The organism is Tardiphaga sp. (assembly GCF_044336785.1).
In the GTDB taxonomy this organism is placed as follows: domain Bacteria; phylum Pseudomonadota; class Alphaproteobacteria; order Rhizobiales; family Xanthobacteraceae; genus Tardiphaga.
The window spans coordinates 37,152-55,592 of record NZ_JBIIOT010000013.1; the positions used below are offsets into that span (position 1 = coordinate 37,152).

The window sequence follows — 18,441 nt, forward strand, 5'->3', positions numbered from 1 at the left end:
GTACCAGCGCGGGCAGGAACCGGCAAGAACCGGCATGCACCGCATTGGCAGCCATGCAGGCGGCGGAACCATCCTTTTTGGTCCTAGTTCCTTTTTGGATACCGGCTGCATCGGCCGGGCCAGCAACGAGGCCATCCCCATGTCACCGCTCGTCAGCGCGCTTGCCCGTACCGGCCTGACGCTCAAGCTCGATCAGGTCAAACGCGCGACATCGTCCTATCTGCGCGACCGGAGCGAACAGGGCACGAGCATGGCCGTGTCCTATGCCACCGCGGCCGGGCTCTATGCGGCGGCCGGGATTTTCCTGATCGCCACGCTGCTGGTGGGCGCTGCCGCGCTGTTTCGCTGGGTGGAGATCAAATACGGGCTGTTTCCGGCCTTTGGCGTCACGGGAGGATTGTTGCTCCTGCTCGCTGCGATCTTCGCCGGATTAGCCGCCGCCCGGCTGAAAAAGCCGGCGCGGCAGTTTCCCACGCTGGGCAGCCGGCTGCGCGTGGCCGTCCATGCGACCCCCGCACGGTCATCTGGGTCACCTGCGCAGCGGGCGAACCAGCCTGCCGAATTCAAGCCGAGCACCCAGCCGCGCTCACGCGTGGCCACGGCCGGCGGTAATGGCCCGGTCAAGGCAGGGCTCCTTCTGGCCGCGACACTGGCAGGCTGGGCGCTGACCCGCCGTCACCAGCTCGCCAAGGACATCACCCCGCCGCGCAAGCAGGCCAAAGCAGAGAACTGATGCGCCGTCGCCGGATCGATGCCGAAAGCCTGTGGCTGGTCGCCGCCACCACGGCCACGGTGCTGGCTGTGCAGAGCCTGACGGCGCCACGACGATCGCGCCGCGATCGCCAACCGCCGCCCGCTCCTGTCGAGCTCGCGCAACCCGGTCGCGGCCGGGATTCCACCACCCCCCTCGAAATCCCCCGCGCCGGCTGGACAGACATCCTGCGGCGTACCTATGAGCAGATCAACGAGGACCGCCTGCTCGCCATCGCCGCAGGCGTCGTGTTCTACGGCCTGCTGGCCGTCTTCCCCGCCATCACCGCGCTGGTCTCCTGCTATGGCCTGTTCGCCGACACCTCGACCATTTCGGACAACCTGCAGACCCTGGCCATGGTGCTGCCCGCCGGCTCGTTCCAGATCGTGCAGGACCAGATCGCGCGCGTATTGGCCAAGGGGCCGGCCAGCCTCGGTTTCACCTTCCTGCTCGGTATCGCGCTGGCGCTGTGGAGCGCCAATGCCGGGGTAAAGGCTGTCATCGATGCGCTCAACGTCGTCTATGACGAGCGCGAAAAACGCAGTTTCATCAAGCTGAATGCGCTGTCGCTCGCCTTCACCGCCGGCGGCATCGCAGCCCTGCTGCTGATGGTCAGCGCCGTGGTCGCTTTCCCGCTGGCGATGGACAGCATCGGCCTCGCGCAGGACAGCAAGCTGCTGGTGAGCCTGGCACGCTGGCCGCTGCTATTGCTGGTGGTGATCCTTGCCCTCGGCCTGCTCTACCGGTTCGGGCCCAGCCGGCCCGGCGCGCGGTGGGAATGGCTGGGCACCGGCACCATCGCCGCCGCCGTGCTGTGGCTCGCCGGCTCGCTGCTGCTGTCCTGGTACCTGTCCAGTTTCGGCAATTACGACGCCACCTACGGCTCGCTCGGCGCGGCCATTGGTTTGATGATGTGGATGTGGATGTCGGCCATCATCGTGCTGTGCGGGGCGGAGCTGAATGCCGAGATCGAGCATCAGACCGCCACCGACACCACCGTCGGCCCCGGCCGCCCGATGGGTGCCCGCGGCGCCACCATGGCGGATACGCTGGGCCGGGCCAGCACTTAAGCGGTGCAAAAGCACCCGCGGCATGGCGGCGGGGCCTCGTGTCCGAATCAGCAATAATGGTAAGCTGGTCCAATATTTAGCGGCGGCCATCGAGCGCGCCTGCCGCACAAGGACATTTGGACCAGGGTGCCGCGCGCGTCATGATTCGCATCTCTACGATATTCGTCGGCATCTGCATGGTGCTGATCGCGGCTTCGCTCGGCGCCGTGCTGCATATGGTCGCGAAGGTCTCCGGCCAGGAGGCGGCGATCGCCAGCCTCGCCGCGCTCACCATCATGATCCTCTACAATGCCGTGTCGCTGCGCATCAAAGACCGCGCAGAGGCCTCGGGCCAGATCTCCGACCTCTCCCGCGGCACCACCGACCTCGCCCGCCAGGTCGCCGAATATGGCCGCCGTCTTGCCGCGCTCGAAGCCAAGCTGAACACGTCGAATACGGCCCATCAGGACCGCATCCAGGGGGTGATGGGCGAGATCGGCGAACTCGGCTCGATGATGCGGCAGCTCGCCCATTCGGTCGCCACCCATGAAGACATGCTGACCGCGATCCCGCCGGCACCAGAACCGATGCCGACAGCCATCGCGCCACCGAATCCGCCGGTGAAGGTGATCAATACGCCGCCCCCCATGCCGCTCGCGGTCGAGGTTGCCGAAGATACAGTGACGCCTGCGGCCAAGCCGGCCGTGACCTCGCCATCGCAGGACGACATCCAGTTCGCGAACACCATCCGCCGCGCCATCAACGAGAACCGTATCGACATCTATCTGCAGCCCGTGGTGACGCTGCCGCAGCGCAAGGTGCGCTTCTACGAGGCCATTTCGCGGCTGCGCGACGAGCAGGACCTGATCATCGTCGCCGACGATTTCATCGGCCCCGCGGAAGCCGCCGGCCTGATGCAGGAGATCGACCACAGCGTGCTCCTGCGCAGCATGCAGGTGCTGCGCCGCCTGATGGTGCGCAACAAGGATGTCGGCGTATTCTGCAATGTGGCCAAGTCCACATTGACGGACCCGGTGGCCTTCGCGCAGTTCATCGATTTCCTCGATGCCAATCGCGCGCTGGCGCCCTCCTTCATCCTCGAATTCAAGCACAGCACGTTCCGCCATCTCGGCGCGGTGGAAAGCGAGCACCTCGCCGCTTTGTCCCAGCGCGGCTACCGCTTCTCCATCGATCATGTGACCGACCTGCGCATCGAGCCGCGCGAACTGGCCGAGCGCGGCGTCCGCTTCATCAAGGTGCCGGCGGCGCTGCTGCTGGATCCGAAACAGGCCTCGCTGTCCGATATCCATGCCGGCGATCTCTCCGATCTGCTCGGCCGCTTCGGCATCGACCTCATCGCCGACCGCATCGAGGGCGAGCGCGCCGTGGTGGACCTGCTCGATTTCGACGTCCGCTTCGGCCAGGGCTTCCTGTTCGCAGCCCCGCGACCGTTGCGCCCGGAAACCCCGGCTGCTAACGGAGCCGCGGCAACTTCGCCTGCCAAGGCTCCCACGGGAACCGTAAGCCCGGCACGGCCAGCCAGCGCCGCCCCACGGGGCGAACCGCCGCGCAATGGCGGCCTCGCTGCCTTGGCCCGCCGCGCCACCGGTCCGAACTGATCGGCACCTTCATCCATGACCACTTTGCGTTTCGCCGAGCGTCTGCGCGACCTCACCGGCCAGGTTGATGTCGTTCTCAGCGACATCTGGGGCGTCGTCCACAACGGGCTGGAGTCGTTCCCGGATGCCTGCGCAGCGCTGCATACGTTCCGCGGCCAGGGCGGCACCGTTGTGCTGATCACCAATGCGCCGCGCCCGGCGGATTCGGTGCAGCGGCAGCTGCGCAAGCTGGGCGTGCCCGACGACTGCTATGACGCCATCGTCTCGTCCGGCGACCTGACCCGCAACTTCGTCGCCGACCGGCCGGGCCAGGCCATGCACCTGATCGGCCCCGATCGCGACTCGTCGATCCATCGCGGCCTGGATGTGAAGCTCGTGCCGCTCACGGAGAGCGACTACATCGTCTGCAGCGGCCTGTTCGACGACGAGACCGAAACCGCCGAAGACTACCGCGACATGATGCAGCAGGCGCTGTCGAAAAAGCTCACCATGGTGTGCGCCAATCCGGACATCATCGTCGAGCGCGGCGACCGGCTGATCTACTGCGCCGGTGCCGTGGCCGAGCTCTATCGCGAGATGGGCGGCGAGGTGATCTTCTACGGCAAGCCGCACCGGCCGATCTATGACCGGGCGATGGCGCTGGCCAAGGCGAGCCGCGGCAAGGACACGGAGCTCGGCCGCGTGCTGGCGATCGGCGACAGCGTGCGCACGGACCTCGCCGGCGCGCATGGCTACGGCATCGACCTGCTGTTCGTCACCCGCGGCATCCATGCCGGGGATTTTGACGGCGTGGAGCAGATGAATGCGGCCGAGGTGAAAGAGCTGTTCGGGCATCCGCCGAAGGCGCTGATGCGGGAGTTGAAGTGGTGATCAAAGGCTCATTTTGTCATCGCCCGGCTTGACCGGGCGATCCAGTAAACACGAACGTCAGCGTTTCTTTTGAAAGGCCTGCGTGTACTGGATCCCCGCTTTCGCGGGGATGACAAGCGGATCTAGCTCTTTAAACGCAAAGTGCCCGGCACATCGGCCGGGCATCGCAAAACTCTCTCGACTGAAACCGGTTCTTACGCCGGCACGGCGTCCGGGAACACGGCTTCGATCTTGGTCTTCAGCGTCGCCGCGTTGAACGGCTTGACGATGTAGTTGTTCACGCCGGCCTTCTTGGCGGCGATCACGTTTTCGGTTTTCGATTCCGCCGTGATCATGATGAACGGGGTCTGCGACAGGTTGGGGTCGGCACGGACTTCCTTGAGCAGGTCGTAGCCGGTCATCGGCTCCATGTTCCAGTCAGAGATCACGAGGCCATACTTCTTCTGGCGCATCTTCTCGAGCGCCATCGACCCGTCGCTGGCGTCGTCGATATGTTCGAAGCCAAGCTGCTTCAGAAGATTGCGAATGATGCGGATCATGGTGTTGTAATCATCCACCACCAGCACCGACATCGACAAATCAACCGCCATCTTCAGTCCCCCTCAGGCACGATACGCGCATTGCAAAAAATGATGTTCGCCGAACGGCAAACCGATCCGGGTTGAGATTTAGCAGCATCGGTTAAATTTCCCGTTAACCGGGAGGCGGCGGTAAATCCGTCAAATTCGAATGGAATACCGATACGCGGCGGAGCTTGCCTCTGGCTTGACTCCCCTGCCATCGCCGCGTCACGGTCCGGCACGCATCGAAAACCATCAACGAATCCAATCATGACGTCTGGCTTTACCGTGATCCGCGACACCACCTCCGCGAGCGACATCCCGAGGGGATGCGTGGTGGCGATGGGTAATTTCGACGGCGTGCATCTTGGCCACCGCGCCGTGATCGGTGCGGCGCTCCGCATGGCGGAACTGCACAAGACCCGCGCGCTGGCGGTAACCTTTGAGCCGCATCCGCGGCTGTTTTTCAGCCCGAACACGCCGCAATTCCGGCTGTCGGACGAGGCTGCGAAGCTACGGCTGCTAGCCGGAACCGGCCTTGCCGGAGCCGTGGTGATGACATTTGACAAGGGCCGTGCCGGTACCACGGCGCATGATTTCATTCACCAAGATCTCATTGCGCGCCTCGGTATCAGCGGCATCGCGGTCGGCTACGATTTCCATTTCGGCAAGGGCCGCACTGGTTCCCCGAGCCTGCTCGCCACCGAGATGCCGCGTTTGGGCATCGAGGTCGATATCCAGCCCCATGTGGACATCGACGAACGGCCGGTGTCGTCCACCGCCATCCGCATGGCGCTTGCCGAGGGCCAGATCGCTGAGGCAACCGAGATGTTGCAGGGACCGTGGTTCATCACCGGCGAAGTGATCCACGGCAAGAAGCTCGGCCGCGACCTCGGCTATCCCACCGCCAATATCCGCCTGCCGGCCAATTGTGGGCTTCGCCACGGGATCTATGCCGTGCGCGTCGGCCGCGGCAGCGAGCGCTTTGACGGCGTGGCGTCATTCGGTCGCCGCCCGACTTTCGACAACGGCGCGCCGCTGCTGGAAGTGTTCCTGTTCGACTTCAAAGGCGATCTGTATGGGCAGACGCTCGATGTCGCGTTCATCGCCTTCATCAGGGATGAACTTAAATTCGACGGAGTCGACGCGCTGATTGTTCAGATGAACAATGACAGCGCGAACGCGCGCGCTGCCTTGGCAGCTGCGCCGGATGCGTTTCCGAAGCTGGGAGACGTGACCTGACCAAAACCGAAAAACAGAAGATGCTTGCCGGCGAACTCTACAATCCCGCCGGCAATGCCGAAATCGCCGCGGACGAGGCCGCCGCCAAGGCCTGGATGGCGCGCTACAATGCGACCATGAATGCGACCAATGCCGAGCGGCACGCGCTGCTGGTCGAGCAGTTCAAGCAAGTCGGCAAGGACGTCGCGATCCGGCCGCCATTCTTTATCGATTACGGCTACAATATCAGCGTCGGCGACGGCGTGTTCATGAATTTCAACTGCGTCATTCTCGATATCATGAGCGTGACCATCGGCGACCGCACCCAGATCGGGCCGGGCGTCCAGATCCTGGCGGCGGATCACCCGCGCGACGCCGCCACAAGGCGGACGATGCTGGAATTCGGCCGGCCGGTGCACATCGGAGCCGATGTCTGGATCGGCGGTGGGGCGATCATCCTGCCGGGAGTGACGATCGGCGATGGGGCACTGATTGGTGCCGGGGCGGTCGTGACCCGGGATGTTCCAGAGGGAGCCACCGTGGTGGGTAATCCGGCCAAAACTTTGCCGCCTAAATCTCCGGCCTCATCCTGAGGTGCGAGCCCTTGCGAGCCTCGAAGGATGGACACAGGCTCGGGAGTGCCCGCCGCCGCCCTTCGAGGCCTCCGCTTCGCGCCGGCACCTCAGGGTGACGGCTACGGTAAGCGAGTTCCGAGACGCCCCTTTGCGATCCCTGTTCCCCCTGCTATGGAATGGCCGATGTCTGCACGGCGCCCCATCATAAGCATTATCGGCCCGGCTTCCGCCTGAGCTTTGCTCGGCGCAAGACCGGGACTGACCTGTTTCATCGCGTTCCCGACGCGTTTCCGCGCCATTCGAGCTAGCCAGAGCCCCCGAGTCCCATCTCATGTCCGATAAGCCCGCGACCAACGACTATTCCAAGACCCTGTATCTGCCGCAGACCGAGTTCCCGATGCGTGCCGGTCTGCCGACCAGCGAGCCCAAGATGCTGGAGCGCTGGAAGGAAATCGACCTCTACGGCAAGCTCCGCGAGACCGCGAAGGGCAAGCCGAAATTCGTGCTGCATGACGGCCCGCCCTATGCCAACGGCAACATCCATATCGGGCACGCACTTAACAAGATCCTCAAGGATGTGGTGACCAAGAGCCAGCAGATGCTGGGCTTCGATTCCAACTACGTGCCGGGCTGGGACTGCCACGGCCTGCCGATCGAGTGGAAGATCGAGGAAGAAAACTACCGCTCCAAGGGCAAGACCAAGCCGAACTTCAAGGACGGCGCGGCGATGATCGCGTTCCGCCAGGAATGCCGCGCCTATGCGGGCAAGTGGCTCGACATCCAGCGCGAGGAATTCAAGCGCCTCGGCATCGTCGGCGACTGGGCCGGCCGCTACGCCACCATGGACTTCTTCGCCGAAGCGCAGATCGCGCGCGAACTGATGAAATTTGCCGCCAATGGCACGTTGTATCGCGGCTCCAAGCCTGTGATGTGGAGCGTGGTCGAGAAGACCGCGCTGGCCGAGGCCGAGGTCGAGTACGAGGACTACACGTCGGATGCGGTGTGGGTGAAATTCCCGGTCGCCGCCGAGTTCGGTCGCCTCGCCAAGGCATCGGTCGTCATCTGGACCACCACGCCATGGACGCTGCCTGCGAACCGCGCGATCTCGTTCTCCTCCAAGATCTCTTACGGCCTCTATGAGGTGACCGACGCGCCCGAGGACAACTGGTTGAAGACCGGCGATCTGCTGATCCTCGCCGATGCGCTGGCGGAGAGCGTGTTCAAGCAGGCGCGCGTGACCTCGTTCAAGAAGAGCAGCGAGCTGTCTTCCGACATCCTCGAGGATCTCGAATGCCGTCATCCGCTGAAGGGTTTTGCCGGCGGCTATGAGTTCATCGTGCCGCTGCTCAACGGCGATCATGTCACCGACGATGCCGGCACCGGCTTCGTGCATACCGCACCCAGCCATGGCCGCGACGACTTCGACATCTGGATGGTGAATGGCCGCCAGCTCACCGAACGCGGTATCGCCACCACGATCCCCTACACCGTCGATGAGAACGGCGCGCTCACCGAGCAGGCGCCGGGCTTCACCGGCACCCGCGTGCTGAACGACAAGGGCGAGAAGGGCGACGCCAACGAGGCCGTGATCAAGGAACTGATCGCGCGCAACGCGCTGGTGGCGCGTGCACGTCTCAAGCACCAGTATCCGCATTCCTGGCGCTCGAAGAAGCCGGTGATCTATCGCAACACGCCGCAATGGTTCATCGCGATGGACAAGGACATCGTCGATGACGGCAAGGCGAAAGCTGGCGACACGCTGCGCGCCCGCTCGCTCGACGCCATCAAGGTCACGCAATGGGTGCCGGCCGCCGGCCAGAACCGCATCACCGGCATGATCTCGGGGCGGCCCGACTGGGTGATCTCGCGCCAGCGCGCCTGGGGCGTGCCGATCGCCGTGTTCGTGCGCGAGACCGGCGATGGTTCGGCCGAGATCCTGCAGGACGCCGACGTCAACAAGCGCATCGCCGACGCGTTCGAGAAGGAAGGCGCTGACGCCTGGTATGCGGAGGGCGCCCGCGAGCGCTTCCTCGGCTCGCTGGCAAATGAAGCGTGGAAGAAAGTCGACGATATCTGCGACGTCTGGTTCGACTCAGGCTCGACGCATGCGTTCGTGCTGGAAGACCCCGTGCACTTCCCGGGTCTTGCCGGCATCAAGCGCAAGGTCGATGGCGGCACCGACACCGTGATGTATCTCGAAGGCTCGGACCAGCATCGCGGCTGGTTCCACTCGTCGCTACTGGAGAGCTGCGGCACGCGCGGCCGCGCGCCCTATGACGTCGTGCTCACCCACGGTTTCACGCTCGACGAGAACGGGCGCAAGATGTCGAAGTCGCTCGGCAACACCATCGAGCCGCAGAAGGTGATCAAGGATTCCGGCGCCGACATCCTGCGCCTGTGGGTCTGCGCCACGGACTATGCCGACGACCAGCGCATCGGCCCGGAGATCATCAAGAACACCATCGAGACCTATCGCAAGCTGCGCAACAGCGTGCGCTGGATGCTCGGCACGCTGCATCACTATGACAAGACCGATGCCGTCGCGTTCAAGGACATGCCGGAGCTTGAGCGGCTGATGCTGCATCAGCTCGCCGAGATCGATGCCAAGGTGCAGCAGGCCTATAAGGACTTCGACTACAAGACCGTGGTGGCCTCGCTCGCGACTTTCATGAACACCGAACTGTCGGCGTTCTATTTCGATATCCGCAAGGATACGCTGTATTGCGACGCGCCGTCCTCGCTCGCGCGCAAGGCGGCGCTGACGGCGATCGACACCATCTGCGACGCGATCCTGAAGTGGCTGGCGCCGATCCTCTCCTTCACCATGGACGAAGCCTGGCGGATGTATCGGCCGGATGCGGAGCCGTCGGTGCATCTGACGGTGTTTCCGGAAGGGCTCGCGCAGTTCAGGGATGACGCACTTGCGACGAAGTGGGAGACGATCCGCGACGTTCGCCGTGTCGTCACCGGCGCGCTCGAAGTCGAACGCGCCGCGAAGAATATCGGTTCGTCGCTGGAAGCGTCGCCGCTGGTGCATGTCAGCGATAAGGCGGTCTTCATGCTGTTCGCCGATATCGATCTCGCCGAGATCTGCATCACGTCCAATGCGATGCTGACCAATGGCGATGCACCGGCCGGCGCATTTACGCTGAGCGACGTCCCCGGCGTTGCCGTAGTGGTGGAGAAGGCCGTCGGTACGAAGTGTGCGCGGTCCTGGAAGATCCTGCCGACCGTCGGTGAGGACAAGGAGTATCCGGACGTGACCCCGCGCGACGCGCAGGCGTTGCGGGAATGGAAGGCGCTGGGAGTCGGATAACTCAGTTGTCGTCCCCGCGAAGGCGGGGACCCATACCCTCCGACTCCATGATGCGCTCTAAGGTCGCCATGCCCTTCGACTCAGCCAAACACTCCCGACCGAGGCTATGGGTCCCCGCTTTCGCGGGGACGACATCGCGTTTGGATCAGCGGACGGTGCCCCAATGACCCCCGCCGCCCGTTCCGGCCTGATCGTTGCCGTTACCACCCTGATCCTCGATCAGGCGTCGAAGCTGTGGCTGCTCCACGGCTTCGATCTTGGCCGGCGTGGACTTGTGAAGGTACTCCCCTTTTTCGACCTGATCCTCGCCTGGAACACGGGCATCAGCTACGGCTGGTTTTCGGATTCCGGGCCGACCGGCCAAATCCTCCTGATCGGCTTCAAGATCGTGGCCGTGATCGCCCTCACCGTCTGGATGGTCCGCGCGCAGACGCGCGTTGCGACAATTGCACTCGGCCTGATCATCGGCGGCGCCATCGGCAATGCCATCGATCGCTTCGCCTATGGCGCCGTGGTCGATTTTGCGCTGCTCCACGCCGAATTCGGCGGCAAGACCTACAACTGGTACGTGTTTAACCTTGCCGATGTCGCCATCGTTGCCGGTGTGGCGGCCTTGCTGTATGACTCCTTCTTCGGCGCACCCGCCGTAAAAGCGCCCTGATCCCAGCCGATACGCGAGGCCATGGGCGATGCGGGTGGAACTGCGCCAGTTTGGGCGTTTTGGCACAGATTTGCCGCCAGAGATTTGAACAGGATGAACACGATGCGCGAGACCGGGACCGGTTGGGCTCTGCACCTTTCATCGGGCGCTCTAAAGCGCTCTTTGCGACTGGCCACAGTCGCGCTCAGCCTCGGCCTTGCGATGTCCGCGACGATTGCCCATGCCGCCGACGATGACGATGACAACCTGACCTTCGAGGAAAAGGCCATCAAGTCGATCATGACCGGCCTTGGCGGCACCAATATGGAAAATTCCGGCATCGACTATCGCGAGCGCTCGCCGCTGGTGGTTCCGCCGCGCATCGACCTGCCGCAGCCGGCTGCTACGAGCAAGACCTCCAATGTTGCCAACTGGCCGAAGGACCCGGACGTCAAGCGCGCGCGCGAAGCCGCCGCTGCTTCCCAGCGTGGTCGGCCGGAAGAAGTGCTGGAAGCCTCGCGTCCGCTCACGCCGTCCGAAATGGCGCCGAAGCGCGCGCGGGTGTCGTCCTCGGGCGTCGATAATTCGCATCCCGGCGATCCCAACAAGAACATCGTGCTGAGCCCGTCGCAGCTTGGTGTCTCCAGCGGCATGTTCAAGAACATGTTCGGCGGCAACAAGGGCGAGGTCGCCAAGTTCGAAGGCGAACCGACGCGCGATTCGCTGACCCAGCCACCGGTCGGCTACCAGACCCCGGCGCAGGGCTATGCCTATGGCACCGGCCCGAAGGAAGTCATGCGCAACGAATACAATATCAACCCGATGACGGGTAAGTATTGACCGCGGCGCCGCGGTTGCCACGTTACCGCGACTTAACTTGCAGCGCACATCGCGCTTCGCCATTTTTCAAAGACCGTTTTATCGCATCGCGCCGGCTGCAACTGCAGCCGGCGCGATCGCTCGCCTGCGCCAAGGAGCAGCTAGCCCAGCCATGACAACATCATTCGCCCGTGCCGCGCGCTCTGCCACCGTCGCCGCTCTGTTGCTCGCCGGCAGTTTCGCAGCGCAAGCGCAGACCGACAGCCCGAAGCCGCCCACCACCTTCAAGCTCAACAATGGCATGCAGGTCGTGGTCATCGAGGATCACCGCACGCCGGTGGTCACGCAGATGATCTGGTACAAGGTCGGATCTGCGGATGAGACGCCCGGTAAATCCGGCCTCGCGCATTTCCTCGAACATCTGATGTTCAAGGGTACGGCCAAACATCCGGCCGGCGAATTCTCGCAGACCGTGCAGCGCGTCGGCGGCGAGGAGAACGCCTTCACTTCCACCGACTACACCGGCTACTATCAGCGCGTCACCAAGGACCAGCTCGGCCGCATGATGGAATTCGAGGCTGATCGCATGACCGGCCTTGTGCTGAAAGACGAGAACGTGCTGCCCGAGCGCGACGTTGTGCTGGAAGAATACAATATGCGCGTCGCTAACAGCCCCGAGGCACGGCTGAGCGAACAGATCATGGCCGCGCTCTATCTCAATCATCCCTATGGCCGCCCGATCATCGGCTGGCATCAGGAGATCGAGAAGCTCGACCGCGAGGATGCGCTCGCTTTCTACAAGCGCTTTTATGCCCCGAACAACGCGACGCTGATCATCGCCGGTGATGTCGATCCGCAGGAAATCCGCCCGATGGTGGAGCGTACCTATGGTGTGATCCCGGCGCAGCCCGCGATCCCCGAGCGCCGCATCCGCCCGCAAGAGCCGACACCCGCTGCACCGCGTACGGTGACGCTCGCCGATCCGCGCGTCGAGCAGACCAACCTGCGCCGCACTTATTTTGTCCCTTCGGCCACCACCGCCGCGGCCGGCGAAAGCCAGGCGCTCGACGTGCTGGCGCAACTGATCGGCGGCGGTCCGAATTCGTACCTCTATCGTGCGCTCGTCATCGACAAGCAGCTCGCGGTCAATGCCGGTGCAGGCTATCAGGGCACCGCCCTCGACAGCGCGCAGTTCATGATCTCGGCTTCGCCGAAGCCCGGCACTGAATTCGCTGACATCGAGAAGGTCATCGATGCCGTCATCGCCGACGTCGCCGCCAATCCGGTGCCGGCCGCCGATCTCGAACGCGTCAAGACGCAGCTCGTCGCCGAAGCGGTTTACGCGCAGGACAGCCAGGCCGCACTGGCGCGCTGGTATGGCGCAGCACTCACCACCGGACTCAGCGTCGAGGACATTCGCAGCTGGCCCGACCGCATCAAGGCGGTGACCGCCGAACAGGTCCGCGCCGCAGCACAGACCTGGCTCGACAAGAAGCGCTCGGTTACCGGCTACCTGATCAAAGATACTACGGCGAAGCGCGAGGAGAAGCGGTCGTGAGCATGATCTTTAACGCACGCCGTCTCGGCATCGCCGTCGCCACCGCCGTCTCGCTTGTCGCGCTGATGACAACGCCCTCATTCGCCGCAGCCAAGGTGCAGCGGCTGGTCACCCCGGGCGGCATCGAAGCGCAGTTCGTGCAGGATGCCACCGTCCCCGTCATCGCCATGGAATATGCCTTTGGCGGTGGCGCGGCGCAGGATCCGAAAGACAGGTCCGGCACCGCCAACATGGTCGCCAGCCTGATGGATGAAGGCGCCGGGGATCTGGATTCCGCAGCGTTCCGCGAACGCATGGAGCGCCGCGCCATCGAGCTGAGCTTCAACGCCCAGCGCGATTATCTGCGCGGCTCGCTGCGCATGCTGAAGGAGAATCGCGACGAAGCCTTCGATCTCGCCCGTCTCGCTCTGACCTCGCCGCGTTTCGATGCGCCCGATATCGAGCGCATCCGCACGCAGATCCTCTCCGGCCTGCGCCGCGAAACCACGAACCCGAATGCGCTGGCGACGCGCAAATTCCTGGAAGTGGCGTTCGGCGATCATCCCTACAGCCGGTCGTCCAACGGCAATCTGGTCGACGTGCCGAAGATCTCCGTCGATGACATCAAGGCCTACAAGAACCGCATCGTTGCCAAGGATACGCTGAAGATCGCCGTCGTCGGCGACATCGATCCGGACGCGCTCGCCAAGCTCCTCGACAAGACGTTTGGCGCGCTGCCTGCCAAGGCCGACCTTGTGACGATACCCGACGTCACCGTCACCAAGCCGCCGAAGAAAGAATTCGTCACGCTCGACGTGCCGCAGACCGTGATCACGTTCGGCACCCCCGGCCTCAAGCGTGACGATCCCACCTTCATGGCCGCCTATATCGTCAATCACATCCTCGGCGGCGGCACGCTGTCCTCGCGGCTGTATCACGAAGTGCGCGAGAAGCGCGGCCTCGCTTATGGCGTCTCGAGTTCGCTGATCTGGATGCAGCGCTCCGGCCTGTGGATCGGCAATACCGCCACCCGCGCCGACCGCGCCACCGAGACCATCGACACGGTGACTGCCGAGGTGAAGCGGCTCGCCGACGAAGGCCCGAGCCAGAAGGAGCTGGACGAAGCCAAATCCTATCTGAAAGGCTCTCAGATGCTGGCACTCGATACCTCGTCGAAGCTCGCCAGCGCATTGCTGCAGTATCAGCTCGACCGCTTGCCGATCGATTATATCGAGAAGCGTAATTCGATCGTCGATGCAGTGACGCTGGATCAGGCCAAGGCGGCAGCCAAGCGGCTCTGGGCCGATGGCTTGCTCAGCGTCGTCGTTGGCCGCGCGCCGCAGGCGGCAGCAGCGCCGGTGGCTCCGGCGCCGAAAGCGAACTAATGCAGGTCGCAGTCATCGGTGCCGGCGCCGTCGGTTGCTATTACGGTGCCATGCTGCTGCGCGCGGGCCATGACCTCACTTTGGTCGGACGTCGCGCCCATGTAGAGGCCATCAATGCGCATGGCCTCCGCTTCGAAAGCGCGGCTTTCACCGGCTTCATCCCGGCGAAGGCCGTGACGGAGATCGCAGAGCTGACGCCGCCTGATCTGGTGTTGTTCGCTGTAAAATCCGGCGACACCGACGAAACCGCAAGGACGCTCAAGTCGATACTCAAACCCGACTCGATCGTGCTCAGCCTGCAGAACGGCGTCGATAATCCCGAGCGCCTGCGCAAGATCTTGAGCCAGCCGGTGATCGCTGCAGCCGTCTATGTCGCGACCGAGATGCCCGGGCCGGGTCATGTGAAACACAATGGCCGTGGCGAGCTGATCATCGGCGCCGGGCCGCACAGCGCTGAACTGGCCAGGCTCCTTTCCGAAGCCCATGTGCCAACCACCGTGGCCGATGATATCGATGCGGTGCAATGGTCGAAGCTCATCAACAACTGCGCCTATAACGCACTATCGGCGGTTGCGGGCATCGCCTATGGCGAGATGGTCAAGGTCGAGGGCGCCAGCCAGATCGTGACCAATGCCGTCACCGAATGCCTTGCGGTGGCGAAAGCGTGTGGCGTGTCGCTGCCGGGCGACCTGCTCGACAAGACCCTCGGCCTCCCTGCGTCGATGCCGGCCCAGCAATCCTCGACCTCGCAGGATCTCGGCCGTGGCAAGCCCTCGGAAATCGACTTCCTCAACGGCTTCATTGTCCGCAAGGGGATCGAACACGGCATTCCCACGCCGACCAATCATGCGCTGCAGGTGATGGTGAAGCTGGTGGAGCGCTCGGGGTCGCGGCAGGGGCGCTAGGCTCCGTTCGCCGCAGGGCTACCGCATATGAATCGCGAGGAGCATACCGCACCGCAGCCATCCTTCGAGACGCGGCCAAGCGGCCGCTCCTCAGGATGAGGGCCGAGCGTGGCTCTGTAGAAGATCCTCATGGTGAGGAGCCCGCAAAGCGGGCGTCTCGAACCATGCAGGCCGAGCACTATCCCCCATCGCTCAAACGCCATATGCGATGGTCCAGGCGCTCGCCGGGACGACGAGCAATTGATATGCTACGAACCCAGCATGCTGCTCCGGATCACCCGCGCCATCGCCATTGAGGAAGACGATATCGAGATCGTCTATGTGCGCGCGTCAGGCCCCGGCGGACAGAACGTCAACAAGGTCTCCACCGCCGCGCAATTGCGCTTCGACAGCAAGAAGCTGACGATCCCCGAGGACATGGAGATCCGCCTGCGCACCCTCGCCGGCCAGCGCATGACCAAGGACGGCGTGATCGTCATGCACGCCCAGCGCTTTCGCACCCAGGAGCGCAACAAGGCCGATGCCATCGAACGGTTGGTGGAGCTGATCAAGGAAGCCGCCTATCGCGAGCCGCCGCGGCGGCCGACCAAGCCGACGCTCGGTTCGAAGAAACGCCGCCTGGAAGGCAAGAAGCGCCGTGGCGACGTCAAGGCCGGGCGCAGTGGCCGCTTCACCGACTGATTCCACCTGCCACCACGACTACAAGGACTGCCCCATGGCCAACCCCGTTCACTCCATGATTCGCGTGATCGATGAAGCCCGTTCACTTGATTTCTACAAGCGCGCTTTCGGACTTGAGATTGCGGAACGGCTGGCCTTCGACGACTTCACGCTGATCTATCTGCGCCACCCCTCCTCACCGTTCGAGCTGGAGCTGACCATCAACAAAGGCCGCACCGAGCCCTATACGCTGGGCGACGGCTACGGCCATCTCGCCGTCGTGGTGGACGATCTGGCCGCGGAACATGCGCGCTTCGAACAGCAAAAGCTGGCTCCCGGCCCGCTGCGCGAACTCAAGCATGACGGCAAGCCGCTGGCACGCTTCTTCTTCGCCACCGACCCCGACGGCTACAAGATCGAGGTCATCGAAAGAGGCGGCCGATTCGCGTGAGTGAAGCCGAAGGGCGGATGAGCGCAGCGTCATCCGCCGCAGAGCTTCAACCATGAATTCGGCCGGCGGATGACGCCTTTGGCTCATCCGCCCTGCGGATCGGCTCATCCAGCCGGGGACAGCTTCGATCCGATCGGGACACACGGCCTTACGGGGCTTAGAATGGCACCCTAGGTTCCCTACATATCCTCGACTATCCACCGCGCGCCGAGACCCATGCCCGTTCGCCAATTGCCAGAAACCATCGTCAACCGCATCGCCGCCGGCGAGGTGGTCGAGCGGCCGGCGAGCGTGGTCAAGGAGCTCGTCGAGAACGCCATCGATGCCGGCGCTTCGCGGATCGAAATCTTCAGCGATGGCGGCGGCCGGCGGAAGATCGCCATCACCGATGACGGCCATGGCATGACCCATTCCGATCTCGGTTTGGCGGTGGAGCGTCACGCCACCTCGAAACTCGATGATGAGGATCTGCTGGCGATCCGCACGCTGGGCTTTCGCGGCGAGGCGCTGCCGTCCATCGGTTCGGTGGCGCGACTCGGCATCACCACGCGCCATGCCAGCGAGCCGCACGCCTGGTCGCTGACCGTGGATGCCGGCACCAAGGAGCCGATCATGCCGGCGGCACTGGGCCAGGGCACCCGCATTGAGGTCGCCGATCTCTTCTATGCGACACCGGCGCGGCTGAAATTCCTCAAGACCGACCGCACCGAGGCGGAAGCGATCCGCGAAGTGGTGCGCCGGCTTGCGATGGCGCGGCCGGATGTCGCCTTCACGCTGTCCGGCGAAAAGCGGGTGCCGATCACCTGGGCTGCAGCGCTGCCCGGTGCCCCCGGCCAGCTCACGCGGCTCGGCGATATTCTCGGCGCGGAGTTTCGCGCCAGCGCGATCGCCGTGCGCAGCGAGCGCGAAGGTGTCGTGGTGGAAGGCTTCGCCGCATCGCCGTCGCTCACCAAGGCCAATGCACTGGGCCAGTATCTGTTCGTCAATGGCCGCCCGGTGCGCGACAAGCTGATCGTCGGCGCCGTGCGGGCCGCCTATTCCGACTACCTGCCGCGCGACCGTCATCCAGTGCTGGCGCTGTTCGTCACCCTCGACCCGCAGGAGGTCGATGCCAACGTGCATCCGGCCAAGACCGAGGTGCGCTTCCGCAATGCCGGCCTCGTGCGCGCGCTGATCGTGCATGCGCTGAAGGACGGCCTCGCGCGCGAGGGCAAGCGCACGGCGGCGAACAATGATGCCGGCGCGGTGCTGTCCTCGTTCCGGCCGAACAGCGCGCCGGGCTTTACGTCACGCAATGCGAACTGGGACTGGCAGCGGTCGCCGTCCTATCCGGTGGCGCCTGCGCCCGCTTTCGGTGGTGCGACCGCGTTTGCCGAAGCGCCACAGGCCGCCTTCGATGTCGGCACGCCGACAGCCGATGTGCGTTTCGAGGAAGCCCCGCAGGCGGATCTGCTCGATCGCCCGCTGGGTGCGGCGCGCGCGCAGGTGCATGAGAACTACATCATCGCCCAGACCCGCGATGGCATGATCTTGGTCGATCAGCACGCCGCCCATGAGCGCATCGTCTATGAAAAGCTGAAGGCCTCGCTCGCCAAGAACGGCGTGCAGCGGCAGATCCTGCTGATCCCCGATATCGTCGAGATGGACGAAGCCACCGTCGAGAAGCTGGTGGAGCGCGCCGAAGAGCTGGCGAGCTATGGGCTTGCGATCGACTCATTCGGCCCCGGCGCCATCGCCGTGCGCGAGACGCCGTCGCTGCTCGGCAAGACCAATGCGGCTTCGCTGTTGCGCGATCTCGCCGAGCACATGGCCGAATGGGACGAAGCGCTGCCGCTGGAGCGCCGCCTGATGCATGTGGCAGCCACCATGGCCTGTCACGGCTCGATCCGCTCCGGACGGCGTCTGCGCGCGGAAGAGATGAACGCGCTGCTGCGCGAGATGGAAGAGACGCCGAATTCCGGCCAGTGCAATCACGGCCGCCCGACTTATGTGGAGCTGAAGCTCAACGATATCGAGAAGCTGTTCGGGCGGAGATAAATGCGCCGTCATTGCGAGCGCAGCGAAGCAATCCAGAAAGCCAAGT

Annotated in this window: 16 protein-coding genes; 15 read left to right on the top strand and 1 reads right to left on the bottom strand. The window is 64.1% G+C overall.

Going from position 1 to position 18,441, the window contains the following annotated elements:
• The first annotated feature begins 139 nt into the window (after nt 1-139).
• From ACIQ2A_RS06280 to ACIQ2A_RS06295, 4 genes are all read left to right on the top strand, one after another.
• Nucleotides 140-733: a phage holin family protein gene (locus ACIQ2A_RS06280; RefSeq protein ID WP_398476938.1), complete on the top strand. Its 594-nt coding sequence runs from the start codon at nt 140-142 to the stop codon at nt 731-733.
• Nucleotides 733-1,821 (top strand): YihY/virulence factor BrkB family protein, encoded by a 1,089-nt coding sequence (locus tag ACIQ2A_RS06285; protein ID WP_398476940.1) that lies wholly within the window; start codon nt 733-735, stop codon nt 1,819-1,821. The genes ACIQ2A_RS06280 and ACIQ2A_RS06285 overlap by 1 nt, the downstream gene beginning before the upstream one ends.
• A gap of 140 nt (nt 1,822-1,961) precedes the next feature.
• Nucleotides 1,962-3,419: an EAL domain-containing protein gene (locus ACIQ2A_RS06290; RefSeq protein ID WP_398476942.1), complete on the top strand. Its 1,458-nt coding sequence runs from the start codon at nt 1,962-1,964 to the stop codon at nt 3,417-3,419.
• 15 nt (nt 3,420-3,434) lie between these two features.
• A complete protein-coding gene (locus tag ACIQ2A_RS06295) occupies nt 3,435-4,289 on the top strand; it encodes a TIGR01459 family HAD-type hydrolase (RefSeq protein ID WP_398476944.1) in 855 nt (284 codons plus the stop codon).
• Nucleotides 4,290-4,483: 194 nt separating this feature from the next.
• Here ACIQ2A_RS06295 and ACIQ2A_RS06300 read toward each other — a convergent pair whose 3' ends face one another.
• Nucleotides 4,484-4,879 carry a response regulator gene (locus tag ACIQ2A_RS06300; protein ID WP_398467578.1) on the bottom strand — a complete coding sequence of 132 codons (396 nt, stop codon included), beginning with the start codon at nt 4,877-4,879 and terminating at the stop codon, nt 4,484-4,486.
• Nucleotides 4,880-5,119: 240 nt separating this feature from the next.
• Here ACIQ2A_RS06300 and ACIQ2A_RS06305 point away from each other — a divergent pair, with 240 nt between their 5' ends.
• The 11 genes from ACIQ2A_RS06305 to mutL all read left to right on the top strand — a co-directional run bounded on the left by ACIQ2A_RS06305 (nt 5,120) and on the right by mutL (nt 18,395).
• Nucleotides 5,120-6,091 carry a bifunctional riboflavin kinase/FAD synthetase gene (locus ACIQ2A_RS06305; RefSeq protein ID WP_398476946.1) on the top strand — a complete coding sequence of 324 codons (972 nt, stop codon included), beginning with the start codon at nt 5,120-5,122 and terminating at the stop codon, nt 6,089-6,091.
• A complete protein-coding gene (locus tag ACIQ2A_RS06310; protein WP_398477011.1) occupies nt 6,088-6,663 on the top strand; it encodes a sugar O-acetyltransferase in 576 nt (191 codons plus the stop codon). Before ACIQ2A_RS06305 ends, ACIQ2A_RS06310 begins: the two co-directional genes overlap by 4 nt.
• A gap of 313 nt (nt 6,664-6,976) precedes the next feature.
• A complete protein-coding gene (ileS, locus tag ACIQ2A_RS06315; RefSeq protein WP_398476948.1) occupies nt 6,977-9,961 on the top strand; it encodes an isoleucine--tRNA ligase in 2,985 nt (994 codons plus the stop codon).
• 163 nt (nt 9,962-10,124) lie between these two features.
• Complete coding sequence (gene lspA / locus ACIQ2A_RS06320) at nt 10,125-10,622, top strand: signal peptidase II (RefSeq protein ID WP_398476950.1); 498 nt, start codon at nt 10,125-10,127, stop codon at nt 10,620-10,622.
• Between the two features lie 162 nt (nt 10,623-10,784).
• A complete protein-coding gene (locus tag ACIQ2A_RS06325; RefSeq protein ID WP_398476952.1) occupies nt 10,785-11,441 on the top strand; it encodes a hypothetical protein in 657 nt (218 codons plus the stop codon).
• Nucleotides 11,442-11,592: 151 nt separating this feature from the next.
• Nucleotides 11,593-12,978, top strand: coding sequence for a M16 family metallopeptidase (locus ACIQ2A_RS06330; protein WP_398476954.1), 1,386 nt, complete (start codon nt 11,593-11,595; stop codon nt 12,976-12,978).
• Between the two features lie 2 nt (nt 12,979-12,980).
• Nucleotides 12,981-14,342, top strand: a complete 1,362-nt coding sequence (locus ACIQ2A_RS06335; RefSeq protein ID WP_398477013.1) for a M16 family metallopeptidase — start codon at nt 12,981-12,983, stop codon at nt 14,340-14,342.
• Nucleotides 14,342-15,247, top strand: a complete 906-nt coding sequence (locus tag ACIQ2A_RS06340) for a ketopantoate reductase family protein (RefSeq protein WP_398476956.1) — start codon at nt 14,342-14,344, stop codon at nt 15,245-15,247. Before ACIQ2A_RS06335 ends, ACIQ2A_RS06340 begins: the two co-directional genes overlap by 1 nt.
• Before the next feature lie 264 nt (nt 15,248-15,511).
• Nucleotides 15,512-15,928 (top strand): alternative ribosome rescue aminoacyl-tRNA hydrolase ArfB, encoded by a 417-nt coding sequence (gene arfB / locus ACIQ2A_RS06345; RefSeq protein WP_398477015.1) that lies wholly within the window; start codon nt 15,512-15,514, stop codon nt 15,926-15,928.
• Between the two features lie 34 nt (nt 15,929-15,962).
• Nucleotides 15,963-16,358, top strand: a complete 396-nt coding sequence (locus ACIQ2A_RS06350) for a VOC family protein (RefSeq protein ID WP_398476958.1) — start codon at nt 15,963-15,965, stop codon at nt 16,356-16,358.
• A 216-nt stretch (nt 16,359-16,574) separates the two neighbouring features.
• On the top strand, nt 16,575-18,395 hold the full coding sequence (gene mutL, locus ACIQ2A_RS06355; RefSeq protein WP_398476960.1) for a DNA mismatch repair endonuclease MutL: 1,821 nt from the start codon (nt 16,575-16,577) through the stop codon (nt 18,393-18,395).
• The last annotated feature ends 46 nt before the right edge of the window (nt 18,396-18,441 follow it).

What these genes read in the sequence shown, in the direction of transcription:
- ACIQ2A_RS06280 (WP_398476938.1), top strand. Translation starts at nt 140, where the DNA reads ATGTCACCGCTCGTCAGCGCGCTTGCCCGTACCGGCCTGACGCTCAAG.
- ACIQ2A_RS06285 (WP_398476940.1), top strand. Translation starts at nt 733, where the DNA reads ATGCGCCGTCGCCGGATCGATGCCGAAAGCCTGTGGCTGGTCGCCGCC.
- ACIQ2A_RS06290 (WP_398476942.1), top strand. Translation starts at nt 1,962, where the DNA reads ATGATTCGCATCTCTACGATATTCGTCGGCATCTGCATGGTGCTGATC.
- ACIQ2A_RS06295 (WP_398476944.1), top strand. Translation starts at nt 3,435, where the DNA reads ATGACCACTTTGCGTTTCGCCGAGCGTCTGCGCGACCTCACCGGCCAG.
- ACIQ2A_RS06300 (WP_398467578.1), bottom strand. Translation starts at nt 4,879, where the DNA reads ATGGCGGTTGATTTGTCGATGTCGGTGCTGGTGGTGGATGATTACAAC.
- ACIQ2A_RS06305 (WP_398476946.1), top strand. Translation starts at nt 5,120, where the DNA reads ATGACGTCTGGCTTTACCGTGATCCGCGACACCACCTCCGCGAGCGAC.
- ileS (WP_398476948.1), top strand. Translation starts at nt 6,977, where the DNA reads ATGTCCGATAAGCCCGCGACCAACGACTATTCCAAGACCCTGTATCTG.
- lspA (WP_398476950.1), top strand. Translation starts at nt 10,125, where the DNA reads ATGACCCCCGCCGCCCGTTCCGGCCTGATCGTTGCCGTTACCACCCTG.
- ACIQ2A_RS06330 (WP_398476954.1), top strand. Translation starts at nt 11,593, where the DNA reads ATGACAACATCATTCGCCCGTGCCGCGCGCTCTGCCACCGTCGCCGCT.
- ACIQ2A_RS06335 (WP_398477013.1), top strand. Translation starts at nt 12,981, where the DNA reads ATGATCTTTAACGCACGCCGTCTCGGCATCGCCGTCGCCACCGCCGTC.
- ACIQ2A_RS06340 (WP_398476956.1), top strand. Translation starts at nt 14,342, where the DNA reads ATGCAGGTCGCAGTCATCGGTGCCGGCGCCGTCGGTTGCTATTACGGT.
- ACIQ2A_RS06350 (WP_398476958.1), top strand. Translation starts at nt 15,963, where the DNA reads ATGGCCAACCCCGTTCACTCCATGATTCGCGTGATCGATGAAGCCCGT.
- mutL (WP_398476960.1), top strand. Translation starts at nt 16,575, where the DNA reads ATGCCCGTTCGCCAATTGCCAGAAACCATCGTCAACCGCATCGCCGCC.